This is a genomic window from Cylindrospermopsis curvispora GIHE-G1 (assembly GCF_014489415.1).
GTDB lineage: Bacteria > Cyanobacteriota > Cyanobacteriia > Cyanobacteriales > Nostocaceae > Raphidiopsis > Raphidiopsis curvispora_A.
Map to the genome: position 1 here is coordinate 223,962 of NZ_CP060822.1, position 15,539 is coordinate 239,500.

15 protein-coding genes and 1 pseudogene are annotated in these 15,539 nt (G+C 41.7%); 4 read left to right on the forward strand and 12 right to left on the reverse strand.

What is annotated here, in order from left to right; genetic code table 11:
• Positions 1-169: 169 nt before the first annotated feature.
• The 6 genes from IAR63_RS01105 to IAR63_RS01130 all read right to left on the reverse strand — a co-directional run bounded on the left by IAR63_RS01105 (position 170) and on the right by IAR63_RS01130 (position 4,933).
• Positions 170-559: an AAA family ATPase gene (locus IAR63_RS01105; RefSeq protein WP_223007674.1), complete on the reverse strand. Its 390-nt coding sequence runs from the start codon at positions 557-559 to the stop codon at positions 170-172.
• Positions 560-568: 9 nt separating this feature from the next.
• Positions 569-1,285 carry a PD-(D/E)XK nuclease family protein gene (locus IAR63_RS01110; protein ID WP_187706287.1) on the reverse strand — a complete coding sequence of 239 codons (717 nt, stop codon included), beginning with the start codon at positions 1,283-1,285 and terminating at the stop codon, positions 569-571.
• Between the two features lie 263 nt (positions 1,286-1,548).
• Positions 1,549-2,316, reverse strand: a complete 768-nt coding sequence (locus IAR63_RS01115; protein ID WP_141303823.1) for a PD-(D/E)XK nuclease family protein — start codon at positions 2,314-2,316, stop codon at positions 1,549-1,551.
• Positions 2,317-2,580: 264 nt separating this feature from the next.
• Positions 2,581-3,315: a PD-(D/E)XK nuclease family protein gene (locus IAR63_RS18860; RefSeq protein ID WP_187706288.1), complete on the reverse strand. Its 735-nt coding sequence runs from the start codon at positions 3,313-3,315 to the stop codon at positions 2,581-2,583.
• A gap of 270 nt (positions 3,316-3,585) precedes the next feature.
• A complete protein-coding gene (locus tag IAR63_RS01125) occupies positions 3,586-4,407 on the reverse strand; it encodes a PD-(D/E)XK nuclease family protein (RefSeq protein ID WP_187706289.1) in 822 nt (273 codons plus the stop codon).
• Between the two features lie 148 nt (positions 4,408-4,555).
• Complete coding sequence (locus IAR63_RS01130; protein WP_235678317.1) at positions 4,556-4,933, reverse strand: DUF3782 domain-containing protein; 378 nt, start codon at positions 4,931-4,933, stop codon at positions 4,556-4,558.
• 26 nt (positions 4,934-4,959) lie between these two features.
• On the opposite strand from IAR63_RS01130, the gene IAR63_RS01135 reads away from it, so the two are divergent.
• Positions 4,960-5,613 carry a class I SAM-dependent methyltransferase gene (locus IAR63_RS01135; RefSeq protein ID WP_096543672.1) on the forward strand — a complete coding sequence of 218 codons (654 nt, stop codon included), beginning with the start codon at positions 4,960-4,962 and terminating at the stop codon, positions 5,611-5,613.
• A gap of 146 nt (positions 5,614-5,759) precedes the next feature.
• Here the strand turns inward: IAR63_RS01135 and tnpA are convergent.
• Positions 5,760-6,132 (reverse strand): annotated as a pseudogene (gene tnpA, locus IAR63_RS01140) (IS200/IS605 family transposase).
• 79 nt (positions 6,133-6,211) lie between these two features.
• On the opposite strand from tnpA, the gene IAR63_RS01145 reads away from it, so the two are divergent.
• The 3 genes from IAR63_RS01145 (at position 6,212) to IAR63_RS01155 (ending at position 9,048) form a co-directional block, all read left to right on the forward strand.
• Positions 6,212-7,498, forward strand: coding sequence for an RNA-guided endonuclease InsQ/TnpB family protein (locus IAR63_RS01145; protein WP_187707297.1), 1,287 nt, complete (start codon positions 6,212-6,214; stop codon positions 7,496-7,498).
• 68 nt (positions 7,499-7,566) lie between these two features.
• On the forward strand, positions 7,567-8,076 hold the full coding sequence (locus IAR63_RS01150; RefSeq protein WP_187706290.1) for a hypothetical protein: 510 nt from the start codon (positions 7,567-7,569) through the stop codon (positions 8,074-8,076).
• Positions 8,077-8,160: 84 nt separating this feature from the next.
• Positions 8,161-9,048 (forward strand): hypothetical protein, encoded by an 888-nt coding sequence (locus IAR63_RS01155; RefSeq protein WP_096543668.1) that lies wholly within the window; start codon positions 8,161-8,163, stop codon positions 9,046-9,048.
• A 90-nt stretch (positions 9,049-9,138) separates the two neighbouring features.
• On the opposite strand, the gene IAR63_RS01160 is transcribed toward IAR63_RS01155, so the two are convergent.
• From IAR63_RS01160 to IAR63_RS01180, 5 genes are all read right to left on the reverse strand, one after another.
• Positions 9,139-9,630, reverse strand: coding sequence for a single-stranded DNA-binding protein (locus IAR63_RS01160; protein WP_187706291.1), 492 nt, complete (start codon positions 9,628-9,630; stop codon positions 9,139-9,141).
• A 118-nt stretch (positions 9,631-9,748) separates the two neighbouring features.
• Positions 9,749-11,089 (reverse strand): TldD/PmbA family protein, encoded by a 1,341-nt coding sequence (locus IAR63_RS01165; RefSeq protein ID WP_096543664.1) that lies wholly within the window; start codon positions 11,087-11,089, stop codon positions 9,749-9,751.
• A gap of 68 nt (positions 11,090-11,157) precedes the next feature.
• The gene (locus IAR63_RS01170) at positions 11,158-12,630 is read right to left on the reverse strand and encodes a TldD/PmbA family protein (RefSeq protein ID WP_096543662.1); all 1,473 of its coding nucleotides are present in this window, start codon (positions 12,628-12,630) and stop codon (positions 11,158-11,160) included.
• A gap of 87 nt (positions 12,631-12,717) precedes the next feature.
• Positions 12,718-14,673 (reverse strand): glycine oxidase ThiO, encoded by a 1,956-nt coding sequence (thiO, locus tag IAR63_RS01175; RefSeq protein ID WP_187706292.1) that lies wholly within the window; start codon positions 14,671-14,673, stop codon positions 12,718-12,720.
• Between the two features lie 259 nt (positions 14,674-14,932).
• Positions 14,933-15,361, reverse strand: a complete 429-nt coding sequence (locus IAR63_RS01180) for a hypothetical protein (RefSeq protein ID WP_187706293.1) — start codon at positions 15,359-15,361, stop codon at positions 14,933-14,935.
• Positions 15,362-15,539 lie beyond the last annotated feature (178 nt).

The window sequence follows — 15,539 nt, forward strand, 5'->3', positions numbered from 1 at the left end:
GTAGCGAGGGCGACAGCGACAAATTTTCGATCTGATGGGTCAAATTTTTCTAATTCAGGATCATTAGGAAATTCTTTAAAGCTGTTATCTATCTTACAGCAGTTTTCATCTATTTAAACCAGATTTTGATTACCTTCTCCCTTTGCGCGAAACAAAAACCGTGGTTCATTTACCTGAAATTCGCTGTATCTAAAGGATGAATCTCAGTCCACTCACAATGCTGTGAAAATAGTATGTCGTGCTGGGAGCTTTCTGGATTAAAAATTGTTAATTCCTCTAGTAAATCCCATTCTATTTCATAATAGATTGTACTGGGAATAATGTGATTGTGAGTAATATCATATAATGTGCCTAATTCTACATAACTTCTTTCATCTCCTGTATTTAAAACCCTCTGGCGATCGCTCGACTCCATAGTTTGTTTAAGCAGCAAAAAGAACTGGATAATGCTTGATTTTCCGGAGCTATTACTGCCAAAAAATCCTGTGATAGGGCCTAAGGTAATGTCTCCTGTATCCCGCCACGATTTAAAGTTTTGAAACTTGATTTTTTTAAACATAAATATGAACTATGGTAACACCATATCAGCATAACTATATATCTCAATGCCTAGAGATTTCGCTACCGGTATAGCCCGTTCATCCACCATAGGGGAAATCACAATTTTACGGTCAACCACTCTATTTTGACTTTTAGCGTAGAATTCCACCTTGCGACCAAAAACGTACATACCAGCTTTGTCAATGGAAGACTTAAGTTCACAGACAATAGTCAGTCCATTTTTGATAATTATATCCAATTCCACCTGCTCTGGGCGTCCAAATACTTCCCCCTCCTGGTCATAAAGGGTGAGATTGAGCACCTCCACCCCGAAGGACTGACCTAAAATAGCTTTAAGTCCATTACGGAAACTAGCTTCAGAATAGAGACCCCAGCGGGAACCAATAGCACCAATGGCGCTTTCATAACGACGGTTAGCCTTCTGGATCTCCTCCAGGGTAGCACTGTTCTGGGCTTCGATTCTGTCAAGACGTTGAGTATTTTCCTCCCATTTGCGATTTTGCTCATCCCACTTACGAGCTTGCTCCTCCCTATCTCGCTGTAACTCATTCAAAACTCGGTCAAATTTTTCGTCGAACTCAGTCCGGGGGGTGTAATATTCTGACACCGTGCGCAAGACGAAATCCCGTACCCCCGGTTCTTCGGCGAGCTCCCGTAGGGAGTGCTTCGCAATCGCCCGGGGCAATTCTTTTTGGATTAATGCTTTAATTTCAGCCTCTATCATAGGTTTTGGTATAGATGTTGAAATGCTCCCCTCAAATGGTAGGGATTCTGGTAACTAGTTTTTAGCTACTTACCCATATTATAACCTCTAATTTTAGGATCTTTGTAAACTCTACTAAGTAAAGATGCACAATTGCAGGATGGGTTAGCGGTAGGTTAACCCATGGGGGTGTTGGGTTCATACTTCAACCCAACCTAGCTTCATTTTATATTTAATTACACTCACACACTTAATTCCTTAACAGAGTAGAGTGTGATTATAAGCTATGATACCACCATGTCAGCGTAACTATATGTCTCAATACCTAGGGATTTCGCTACCGGTATAGCCCGTTCATCCACCATGGGGGAAATCACAATTTTACGGTCAACCACTCTATTTTGATTTTTAGCGTAGAATTCCGCCTTGCGACCAAAAACGTACATACCAGCTTTGTCAATGGAAGATTTAAGTTCACAGACAATAGTCAGTCCATTTTTGATAATTATATCCAATTCCACCTGCTCTGGGCGTCCAAATACTTCCCCCTCCTGGTCATAAAGGGTAAGATTGAGCACCTCCACCCCGAAGGACTGCCCAAGAATAGCCTTGAGTCCATTACGGAAACTAGCTTCAGAATAGAGACCCCAGCGGGAACCAATAGCACCAATGGCGCTTTCATAACGACGGTTAGCCTTCTGGATTTCCTCTAGAGTAGCACTATTCTGAGCTTCGATTCTGTCAAGACGTTGAGTATTTTCCTCCCATTTGCGATTTTGCTCATCCCATTTACGATTTTGCTCATCCCACTTCTGAGCTTGCTCAGCTTGAAAAGCATCGAATTTGCGATTTTGCTCATCCCACTTACGAGCTTGCTCCTCCCTGTCTCGCTGTAACTCATTCAAAACTCGGTCAAATTTTTCGTCGAACTCAGTCCGGGGGGTGTAATATTCTGACACCGTGCGCAAGACGAAATCCCGTACCCCCGGTTCTTCGGCAATCGCCCTGGGCAATTCTTTTTGGATTAATGCTTTAATTTCAGCCTCTATCATAGGTTTTGGGTATAGATGTTGAAATGCTCCCCTCAAATGGTAGGGATTCTGGTAACTAGTTTTTAGCTACTTACCCATATTATAACCTCTAATTTTAGGATCTTTGTAAACTCTACTAAGTAAAGATGCACAATTGCAGGATGGGTTAGCGGTAGGGTAACCCATGGGGGTGTTGGGTTCATACTTCAACCCAACCTAGCTTCATTTTATATTTAATTACACTCACACACTTAATTCCTTAACAGAGTATGGTGTGATTATAAGCTATGATACCACCATATCAGCGTAACTATATATTTCAATGCCTAGGGACTTCGCTACTGGTATAGCCCGTTCATCCACCATGGGGGAAATCACAATTTTACGGTCAACCACTCTATTTTGACTTTTAGCGTAGAATTCCGCCTTGCGACCAAAAACGTACATACCAGCTTTGTCAATGGAAGATTTAAGTTCACAGACAATAGTCAGTCCATTTTTGATAATTATATCCAATTCCACCTGCTCTGGGCGTCCAAATACTTCCCCCTCCTGGTCATAAAGGGTAAGATTGAGCACCTCCACCCCGAAGGACTGCCCAAGAATAGCCTTGAGTCCATTACGGAAACTAGCTTCAGAATAGAGACCCCAGCGGGAACCAATAGCACCAATGGCGCTTTCATAACGACGGTTAGCCTTCTGGATTTCCTCTAGAGTAGCACTATTCTGAGCTTCGATTCTGTCAAGACGTTGAGTATTTTCCTCCCATTTGCGATTTTGCTCATCCCATTTACGATTTTGCTCATCCCACTTACGATTTTGCTCATCCCACTTACGAGCTTGCTCCTCCCTGTCTCGCTGTAACTCATTCAAAACTCGGTCAAATTTTTCGTCGAACTCAGTCCGGGGGGTGTAATATTCTGACACCGTGCGCAAGACGAAATCCCGTACCCCCGGTTCTTCGGCAATCGCCCTGGGCAATTCTTTTTGGATTAATGCTTTAATTTCAGCCTCTATCATAGGTTTTCGGTTATAGATGTTGAAATGCTCCCCTCAAATGGTAGGGATTCTGGTAACTAGTTTTTAGCTACTTACCCATATTATAACCTCTAATTTTAGGATCTTTGTAAACTCTACTAAGTAAAGATGTACAATTATTTGCAGGATGGGTTAGTGGTAGGGGTAACCCATGGGGGTGTTGGGTTCATACTTCAACCCAACCTAGGTTCATTTTATATTTAATTCCACTCACCTACTTAATTCCTCAACAGAGTATGGTGTGATTATAAGCTATGATACCACCATATCAGCGTAACTATATATCTCAATGCCTAGGGACTTCGCTACTGGTATAGCCCGTTCATCCACCATGGGGGAAATCACAATTTTACGGTCAACCACTCTATTTTGACTTTTAGCGTAGAATTCCGCCTTGCGACCAAAAACGTACATACCAGCTTTGTCAATGGAAGATTTAAGTTCACAGACAATAGTCAGTCCATTTTTGATAATTATATCCAATTCCACCTGCTCTGGGCGTCCAAATACTTCCCCCTCCTGGTCATAAAGGGTAAGATTGAGCACCTCCACCCCGAAGGACTGCCCAAGAATAGCCTTGAGTCCATTACGGAAACTAGCTTCAGAATAGAGACCCCAGCGGGAACCAATAGCACCAATGGCGCTTTCATAACGACGGTTAGCCTTCTGGATTTCCTCTAGAGTAGCACTATTCTGAGCTTCGATTCTGTCAAGACGTTGAGTATTTTCCTCCCATTTGCGATTTTGCTCATCCCATTTACGATTTTGCTCATCCCACTTTTGAGCTTGCTCAGCTTGAAAAGCATCGAACTTACGATTTTGCTCATCCCACTTTTGAGCTTGCTCAGCTTGAAAAGCATCGAATTTGCGATTTTGCTCATCCCACTTACGAGCTTGCTCTTCCCTATCTCGCTGTAACTCATTCAAAACTCGGTCAAATTTTTCGTCGAACTCAGTCCGGGGGGTGTAATATTCTGACACCGTGCGCAATACAAAATCCCGCACCCCCGGTTCTTCGGCAATCGCCCGGGGCAATTCTTTTTGGATTAATGCTTTAATTTCAGCCTCTATCATAGGTTTTGGTATAGATGTTGAAATGCTCCCCTCAAATGGTAGGAATTCTGCTAACCAGTTTTTAGGTGTTCACCCGTATTATAACCTCTAATTTTAGGATCTGTGTAAACTCTACTAATTCCTAAACAGGGTAGGGTGTGATTATAAGCTATGATACCACCATATCAGCGTAACTATATATCTCAATGCCTAGGAATTTCGCTACTGGTATAGCTCGGTCATCCACCATGGGGGAAATCACAATTTTACGGTCAACCACTCTATTTTGACTTTTACCGTAGAATTCCGCCTTGCGACCAAAAACGTACATACCAGCTTTGTCAATGGAAGACTTAAGTTCACAGACAATAGTCAGTCCATTTTTGATAATTATATCCAATTCCACCTGCTCTGGGCGTCCAAATACTTCCCCCTCCTGGTCATAAAGGGTGAGATTGAGCACCTCCACCCCGAAGGACTGACCTAAAATAGCTTTAAGTCCATCGCCACTTAGGAAGCTAAATCTGCTACAATCAGTAAAGGTCAAAAGAATTTTACGGACAAATCTTTCTTATGCTGCTGCGACCAGAACAACGTCTAAAAATAGACGACACCGATGATAACCTATTTTACGACTACCCACGATTGGTAACTCATGTTGATGATGGGTTTATTCAGCAGCTAACCGATATATATCGTCAATATCTGCAACCCAAAACCCGCATTTTTGACATGATGAGTAGCTGGGTATCCCATTTACCACCAGAAGTAGACTTTGACCATGTGGAAGGGCACGGACTAAACCCTGAGGAATTAGCACGCAATCCTCGTTTAAATCACTACTTTGTTCAAAATATCAACGCCCAACCCCAGCTACCACTAGCCAACCAGGATTTTCATGCTGTGATCAATTGCGTTTCTGTGCAGTATATCCAATATCCAGAAGCTATATTTTCAGAAATTCATCGTATTCTCAAACCTGGTGGTGTGGCCATTATTAGTTTTTCCAATCGGATGTTCTATCAGAAGGCAATTCAAATCTGGCGTGATGGCACAGAATCATCCAGAGTAGAGTTAGTCAAACGTTATTTTGCTTCCGTACCCGGTTTTACCACCCCTAAGGTGATTGCTACTAGAGCACAAGCTCCCCATTTAATACAACAATGGTTGGGTTTACCTGGAGGAGACCCATTTTACGCGGTGATAGCTCATCGAGCCTTCAAGTAAAAATACTTAAAATTAAGTAGCATATTTTAGAAAAGAATAGAAAAATAATAAGGAAATAATAAATTTTTCCTTACAAATGATCACAAGAAAATCGCCGAAAGGCACGGAAGCCACTTGGCTTTAGACAGGAAGTGCCAACGGCGAATTTATTCGCCTTGATATTTAACCGTGATGCGGATAATATACCTTTTAATAACATCTGCTGAAACCTGTCCAGCAGTGGAATAAAAATAACTATTAGTCCATAGGCTAGGAAGTTTAAGTAATTCAGGAAATTTTCGTCTTAACAAGCAAGATAACCGTCCTTTAAAAGCTTTAACCACTTGATTTATAGCAACATCTGGTTGATGTTCTACAAATAAATGAACATGGTGCAACCTCAAGAGCGAGGATATCCCAGTCTTTTTCTTTGGCTAGTTCGTAAATTATCTGTCGAAGGCGTTTAGGTATCTATACAAGATGCACTACTGCATTACCTTTTGAGTGATTTCCTATTCTGTATTCCAGTGTTGTCTTCATATTGTTTCGTGGCTGCTATTGACAAGTAAATCATATCTCAACTATACTTTTGAAATCAACAAACATTGAAGGTCGAACAATGTACGGATGCCAACAAGTTCTTATCAAGTCCGATAAATCAATAACAGCCATATTGGAGTACGTCTGCACAGAAGCTAAAAAGCTGACAAATTGTGGCGTTTACTATTCTAGGCAGATGTACTTTAAAACTGGTTATATTCCTAGTAGAGCATATTTGCATAAACAACTAGGAACTTATCAGAAAAACGTTCATTATCAGGCATTGTATTCTGATACTTCTCAACAAATACTAACCAGTGTAGCTGAATCCTTTAAATCATACATTGAGCTAGTAAAAGCTGCAAAAAAGGGCGAAGTTTCCCAAAAACCCAAATTACCTAATTACTGTAAAAGTGTTATGACTGTAGCTACTTTTACGGGCAGGTCATTAAAGTTAATTGATGGGATGATTAGGTTTCCTTTGGGAACAAAAGTTAAGGCATGGTTTGGGATAGATTCTTTTTGTCTACCAATGCCATCTAACCTTGACTTCAAATCAATCAGAGAAGTACGTATTTTACCTAGAAATAGACAATTTTATGCAGAATTTGTCTATCAGGTAGATGAAATAAAATCTGATGTTGATAGAAATAATGTTTTAGGGATTGACCACGGGTTAAATAACTGGTTAACTTGTGTTTCTAATCTGGGAACATCATTTATTGTTGATGGACTTCATTTAAAAAGTTTAAATCAGTGGTACAACAAATCAGTAGCTAAACTTAAAAGTGATAAACAGCAGGGTTTTTGGTCTAACAGATTAGCTGCTATTACCGAAAAAAGAAACCGACAAATGCGTGATGCAGTTAACAAAGCTGCAAGAATAGTCGTTAACCACTGTATTGAAAATAAGATTGGTGCTATTGTTTTTGGATGGAATAAAGGACAAAAAGATAGTATTGATTTGGGGTCTAAAAACAATCAGAAGTTTGTCCAAATTCCCACAGCAAGATTAAAAGACCGTATTGCTCAATTATGTAAACAATACGGAATAGATTTTATTGAAACAGAAGAATCATACACTTCTCAATCATCGTTTTTTGATTGCGACAATATACCTAAATTCGGTGAAAAACCCGAAGGGTGGGAAGCAAGCGGGAAACGAGTTAGTCGTGGAGTATATGAAACTTCTGATGGGTTCAAAATTAATGCGGACTGTAATGGTGCTGCTAATATTTTGAAAAAAGTAGCGGTGATGCTAGGAATTAATCTTAGCGGAATCAGTAGAGGCTGTTTAAGCCAGCCTCAGAAAGTTCGTTTATGGACTCTTCAGAAATCTCCGTGTCTTCAGACCGGAGAAGCTTAACCTGCATTAAATTGGTAATTGCTTCAACAAAAACCACAATAAATTACAATAATTCCAGGAGAATCAACATGAATTTATCCCGTGGACGCAGGGTATTAGCCAGCTTGCTACTGTGCATTTTACTTTTGACAACAGCTTGCGCAGCCAAAGCACCTAGTCGTTTTGATGCAGTACAACAAGAAAGCACAAAGCAAAAAAGTGGTCAAGCAGTTTCTAAAAATGCCACCCAGGGTAGTAAATTAAATGCTTTCTTTCCTAAAAGTGAGGATGGCTACAGTCGAGTTTATACCCAAGAGAAAAAGGGTTTCTCGGAGGCTAATTTGAAAAAAGATGGTAAAGTGGTAGCACAGTTAGCCATTTCTGACACCACTAGCACTCCTGGAACTGCTTCAAAATATGCCAACAGCACCAAAACAATAGATGGTTATCCTGCAGTGGAACTGGGTAAAACCCAAACCTCTGTTTTGGTAGGTAAGTACCAAGTAAAAGTGATTTCTAAAGACCCATTATTTAACGCCAGTGAGAGGGAAGATTGGATTGAAAAGTTCGATCTTGATGGTTTATCCAAGTTGAAATAACCTTTCAACTGAATTCAAATTGTCCCCTCCCACAACAACCTAAAATAGCACCATACCAATCAACAGATAAATCAGGAGATTATTGTGAGCAAGCCAATTTTTGAACTAGTTGATGAGTTACCTACCAGTGGTTTAACTGTTTCTTTATTGAACGCTTTGGACTTTGTTGCTCCTGGTGAATGGCAAAATACAGTAGGGTTTGTCAATACAATTAAAACTGTTACTGGTGAAACTGACGAAGATTTAATTCAAGCCATTGGTGAACGGGCGATTTACCTTTTTAACGATAAATCTCAAGGTTATCAAACTGCCTTATGGCTCTATCAAACCGTAGATGGCACTGATAAAGCTTTGGGTGCAGCAGCTTTGGCAAATAAGGTTGGTGAAACCATACCCCTATTTGGTTTCTTAAACTCTATCACCCCCAAACCCGATAAAGCTCAAACTATTGACCTCACCTTAAAAGTTGTGGCGGAATTAGTGGCTTTTTGTCAAATTAATGGCATTCCTGGTGATAGTATTGGTGATTTTGTAGCCGCTTTGGGAGAATATGCTGGTGAATCACTAATTAGGATGGTAGCATTAATTTGTGTGGATGGTATTCTCCCCCTCGGTCCTGATTTTGTGCAAAAATCATTGGCCTTCCTCAGTAGTATGAATCCCCAGGAATTGGACCAAAATTCTACTTTTAGAAGCATTAAGGATGCAATCCCCGGAAATGGTACCGGGGGAAAAATAGACTTTATTGGTCAAAGTCTGGACTCTGTTCAGGGTTGGATGAATGGAATAGTTTCTGCTAATGCCTTAACTGCTCAAAAAGTCCTGAATAACATCAGTGGTTTTCTTGATTTTGCTGATGATAAATTAGACTATGTAGCAGCCTTTTTAGATGTATCCACCAACTATTATGAACACACGGGAACTCAAACTCTAGCTCGTCGCTTGATTGAACGGGCTGTGGCTGAAATATAAGCCCCATTAGTCCACAATCATCTCCTATAACCCTAACCATCTGGTCGCAGCCAGAATGCTTCATAGGCGTTCTGGCTAAAGCTGTACAAGCTAAAATGGTATCTCGTCCGGATTAGGTGCTGGCTGAATCACTGGTTGAGGACTTACCGGTTGAGAACTGGAACTAAGGTTAGTTACTAAAGGTGCTGTGTCTGCTACCGTGGGAGTTGGAGTGGGTCTACTTGCTTGATAGTTAGCGGTCTCTTGGAAGCGTGGTTCACCCGATTGGCTAGGTTCTATATTTTTGGTGACAGGGTGAATCTTTTGCACTGTTAACTCCGCACGTTTCTCTTTAAATCCTTCAGGACGCTCAAAAGTGTTCATTCCCAGACGACCCTCTAAAATGACCCGGTCACCCGCATGATAATTCTGGTGAATATCCTTAGCTAAATTTCCCCAACCTACTACTTTTAGGGGATGGGTAGGGTCATCAGCGCGTAATCCTGGCACATGAACTATCATCTCTGTGACTTCCAATCCCTCTGTTGTGTGTCTCAATTGAGGTTGGTCATAAATCTCTACCATTAAAATACAACTGTTCATAATATATCCTCATTCAATTTCTTAGGAAGCTGAATAACTTGGCTTATAATTTGAGGGGTGATGCAAAATCGACCCCTCAAGACCTCAAGTTTAGATCTTGGTTATATTCTAGTCCAACCTAGTCTCCAGTAATGGAAAGTTCACCTACCCAAATTCTGGGACAAACCCCCCCCGGTGTTAACTCTGCTTCCTTCTCTATGTAAACAATAGACTGCAATAGTTCTAGAAAATCCCCTGCCACAGTTGCTGAATCAATGCTGATTTTTTCGCGCTTGTTCACTAACCAACCATCAAAGGGTAAGGAAAAAGAACCTTGTAAAGCTTTAACACCCGCATGAAGGGCCTGTAAATCATCAATTAGTATCACATTTTCTGCTGTTTGTAAACTGAATTCTTTTTCAGTTGTATTAGCAGCAAACACATGATAAAAATTAGGACTCACAGTTACTTTGGCACCAATACTCGCATTACCTGTAGGTTGAGCATTGAGTCTTTTGGCAGTTCCCGCACTGTGTAAAAAACTGGTTAAAATTCCCTTTTCTATTAGCTTCACTTGACGGGTAGGTGTACCCTCTCCATCAAAGGTTTCTGCTCCTACATTAGCTGGATGCAAGGCGTCATCATAAACTGAAAGTAAAGGAGAGGCAATTTGCTTCCCTAGGTCATCTACCTGGGATAAACTTTGATTATCTAGAATATTTTGGGCATTAAATAAATTAGAGAACGCACCCAATAAACTCAAAAAAGCTTCAGGAGAAAAAACTACCTGATATCTACCAGTTTTAACTTTTTGGTAATCCAAATGACTGATAGTTTTATCTGCTGCTTCTTTGATGCAACCTGCAATATCTAAACCGTCTACATTTTCTTTCACCCGATAAGCACCAGCACTACGGGGCTTTTTCCCTTCCTGCTCTGTTTTACTGTATAAATAAATTGAGGCTAAGGAGTGAGACTCTCTTCTTAATGCACCATCACTATTGAGATAAAACCGCTCTATGTCTCGTTGAGATAAGCCATTATAAGGTACACCATTAATTGCAGGGTGGGAGTCTAAAAGTTCTTTTTCCGCCAATAGCAGTTTGTCAATCAGTTCCGAAACAGGTGCTTGAGCAAATTTCTCTTTGGATGTACTTTCAATGGGCAATGTTGCTTCTGGACTAAAGTCAGGAACATTTTCCTTCACCCCGAAGAAACTGGCTTCATAAGCAGTTTGCAAGGCTAATTCTAAACCTTTGAGATCTACATCCGTGGTGCTGGTAACCCCCATTGTATTCTCCTCGTTCCAAACCCTGACTGTGACCCCAGAACGATTGGAAGCTTTTACCTGTTTGGGTTCTCCTTGGTCAACTTGTACGCTAGTGTCATCTACAGTTGAACCATAAATATCGAATTTTTGAATGCCCAGTTTTCTAGCGGTTTCCTGGGCGTTTTTAGCGACTTGTTGGATATTAGACATGACAATTCTAGTATTTAAACTTTGTTATTGGTTACTGATAGTTATTGATATGTGCTTCCAATCCCCAACTATCTTCCCCCTACGGTAATGGAATCTACCTTAATATGTGGCTGTCCTACTGTGGTGTAAATGCTACCACTCACAGAACCACAAAAACCAGGTGCCAATTCTAAATCCTGGGAACAAAGGGAGATTTTGTTCATGATTTCCTTAGCTTCTCCAATTAGGGTAGCGCCCTTTAAAGGTTTGGTGACTTTCCCATTTTCTATGAGATAGGCCTCATCAACGCTGAAATTAAATTGCCCAGTTGCACCCACACTACCTCCACCCATTTTTTTGCAGTAAATCCCCTTGTCGATGGAAGCAAACAGGTCTTCGTTGGTGTATTCTCCAGGAGCAATATAAGTATTTCTCATGCGACTGGCAGCAGCAAAGGTATAATTTTGACGGCGACCACTGCCCGTTCTTGGGTGTCCAGTTCTCACAGACCCGGTTCGATCGGCTAAGAAGTTTTTGAGAACTCCTTTTTCTATGAGTAATGTTCTTTGGGCTGGCATTCCCTCATCATCCATGTCAATTGTGCCAAAAGCATTATCCGATCTCCCTTCATCCCAAGCTGTTAGACTTTCATGGGCAATTTTCTCGCCCTTTTTATCCGCAAATGGGGTGGTTTTTCTTTCTATTTGGGTGGTTTCTAATAGGTGTCCACAAGCTTCATGGAAGATGACCCCGCCAAAGTGATTGGCCATGACAATGGGGTAATTCCCTGATTCTACATAATCCGCATAAAGCATTTTACCAGCTGATTCCGCAATTTGGTCAGCTGACTGTTCATAATCCCAGCTTTTGAGGAAGTTAGGATCGCTGGTATTACCCGCTCTTTCACTGATGGATGTACGGTGAGATCCGTCAGCACACAGGAGGCTAAAACCTGCGGATTGGGTCAGGCGAATATCCCGAGCAAATGTACCATCACTGGCTGCAACTAATACTTCTTGCCAATCACGAAAATAGCTGGCACGACGGGACTGAATGTGGGTGGCCTTTTTATGCAATTGGGCTGTACCCTCTAACAGTATTTCCCCCATTTCCCTAATTGTGGTACACAGGGGTAACCAACTATCTTTCCCCCTTTTGCTGGCGTAGTCTCGGAACAATTCCAAATAGATTTCTGGGATGAAGGCATTTGCTGCGGGTAGTTGTAAGCCTAGTATGGAAAGTGCCTTTTCTAAAGCTGATTTTAAACCCGCAAAGGTAAGATTGTTGGTGCTAACATAACAATCGGCTTTGCCACGGAACACCCTCACCCCCGCACCTGTGCTGAAACTGGGTGAAATGCTGGTGATAATATCTTCTTCTGCTAAACAGCTAATGTAATTACGACGCTCTAAAAAAAACTCCACAAAGTCCGCACCAGCAGCACGCCCCAACCCCAATAGGGTTGCTAATGGAGCCTCCCAGGTTTGGTCAAAACGCTCTGTGGTGGATGAGTAATTTAAGTTAGGGATTTGAGAGGAAATAAGTAAGGTATTTATAAGCATGTATGGCCTCGCCTGCTGGCTTTGTGTGGAAAATATCCATTTACATTCTAATTACATTCTAACAATTTTTAGAATTCGCCACATCACCTACAAGGATGTGATGGTTCCTGTGGTGGGTGAACTGGCACTGGCATATTCTTTGATTGGCATTCTACCTGATAGGTATGCCATTCTTCCCGCTGCGGTGGCTAACTTCATAGCATAGGCCATCGCTGGTGCATTCTGCGCCAGGGCGATCGCACTATTAATTAATAAGGCATCAGCTCCTAACTCCATGGCTTGTGCTGCTTCTGAAGGTGAGCCAATTCCCGCATCTACCACCACTGGTATTTTACTGTTTTCTATGATAATCTGAATATTGGCACTGGTTTTTAATCCCTGTCCTGAACCTATGGGAGCTGCTAAGGGCATAACTGTAGCACATCCTACCTCCTCTAAGCGCTTTGCTAATATTGGATCGGCATTAATATAGGGCAACACCGCAAAACCTTCTTTTACCAGTTGCTCTGCTGCTTCTAAGGTACCAATGGGGTCGGGTAACAAGTATTTGGGATCGGGTATCACCTCCAATTTGACAAAGTTATTATCTTCTTGTCCTAACAATTTAGCCATTTCCCTACCTAAGCGAGCTACTCGGATGGCCTCCTGGGCGGTTTGACATCCAGCTGTATTGGGCAACATCCAAATTTTACCCCAATCTAAGGACTCTGCTAAACCCTCATGTCCAGGAGCATTAGTTTGCACCCTGCGCACAGCTACGGTAACTATTTGACAACCACTAGCATTAATGCTTGCTTGCATTTCCCCCATACTGCGATATTTTCCTGTCCCGGTCATTAATCTGGAATGGAAGACCTTGTGACCAATCTTTAATTCTGAATCTATCTGGTTGAATTCTGGAAATTTTAAGTATGAATTATTAGCTTTGCTGTCAGTAAAATTAGCGGAATGAGTGAATGGTATGTTTGGCACGGGTGAATGTTCAAAGCGGGAGTAATGGAAATGGCTGAGCAGGGGATCGGGTTTTTGTGACACAATCAGGTCAGCTAGTAGTTTGGCTGTCACTGGTGCTAACAAAACCCCATTGCGATAATGACCGGTGGCCATGGTCAGGTTTTGACAGTAACTTTCACCCAAAATGGGCAATTCATCGGGTGTAGCTGGACGAAAACCCCACCACATTTCTTCTAGGGAATAATCTGCCAGGGACGGGTACAAACGGGTGCAGTGGTTGAGTAAATTTTGAATCCCCGCTGCTGTGTTATTGGGTGTAAACCCTACCTCCTCCACGGTAGCACCCACAATAATAGAACCGTCTTTTCGAGGAACAATATAAACATTTTCACCATATAACACTCTTGTTAGAGGTATTTCTTGCACAATTCCTGGCACGCGCAACCGCAACATTTGTCCTTTACAGGGACGCACTGGTAAAGGTAACAGTTGATTTGACCAAGCACCAGCAGCTAGAATATAGTGACCAGCGTGGAATAAACCTTTGTTGGTTTGAACCCCCATAATCTGGGACTGTTGCTGTAGGATTGCCTCAACATTAACCCCATCCTGGAATTCAATCCCTAAAGACTCTGCTGCTGAGCGCAAAACCTGAATCAGGGCTTGATTATTCACCTGTCCGTTTTCAGCATACCACCAACCACCAACTATATCCGATCCTAAACCCTGTTGATATTGTTCAATTGTTGCTTTATCCAACCAGTAACCTGGGGACTGGCTGTGATTGCTTGGTTTTTGACTCACGGGAGCAACAATACCACAAGGCCAATAACCCGTATTCAACCCTGTCAACTCCTCCAACTTACCAACCCATTCTGGATATAAATAAAGCGATCGCTTGCTGAGTGTCAACATGGCTTCATGGGCTATGTTTTCAGCATCAGGAGCCAACATACCTGCTGCTGCATGACCAGCTGCTTCAGTAAAGTTACGACATAAAACCGTAACATTTTCACCTCTTAATTTCAACTCTACAGCACAGGCCAACCCAATAATACCACCACCAATAATTAAAATATCCGTATTCATTACTCAGTATTTATCAGTATTTATTTAGCTGTTATTAGCTATTAAGTAGGGAGGCGCAATTATTTGTAGGATGGATTAGCAGTAGCGTAACCCATGCGGGCGTTGGGTTTCATACTTCAACCCAACCTACGTTCATCTTATATTTAATTCCACCCACCTACTTAGTTGACAATTTCCATAGTAAATTAAGTGAAACATTAAATGGTAGACTGGGGGCTTTAGCCCCCTAACCTAGATTACACCTTATATAATTACTTTACTACCACAAAGCACGAATAGGTCGTTTGTTTCGATTAGTTCTAACAGATTCCGATCCATTATTTATATCAGAGCTAGATCCATCACTGTTGTTCAGGTCTTGGGTGGTACTAGAATCTCTGGGTGAACCGTTGGTAGAATTGCTTTGAGCTACCCTAGCACCTCTGGGAGTATTGGGAAAATCATCGGGGATATCCGTGTTATTGGCACTTTCCGAATTGTTTTGATTATTTCTATTAGCAGATTCCCCATCCTCTCCCGGAGCAGAGGTGTTAACATTAATATTAGCTGGGAGAACGCCCGAAGCACGCCTTTCTGGGGGAACATTAGCAGACTGGTCTCCACCCATGGGAAAGTTAATCCCCAATAGGGTACCCACTAGGATTGCCACGCCTCCAGCCATTAAAACTAATGGTGTCCATTTACCCATCTTGTTTATCTCCTTTGTAAGTTTCCGGTGTGCAAACTGGCTGAGAACCTTGACCGTGAAAATCCATGACGTGTCATCTTCAAACTACCTAAAATCCACATTTGATAGGCTAAGAACAAATCATATCTCACTTTGGGGATAACAGGTGGGACTTCCTTGGAAAGGAAGTACATATACC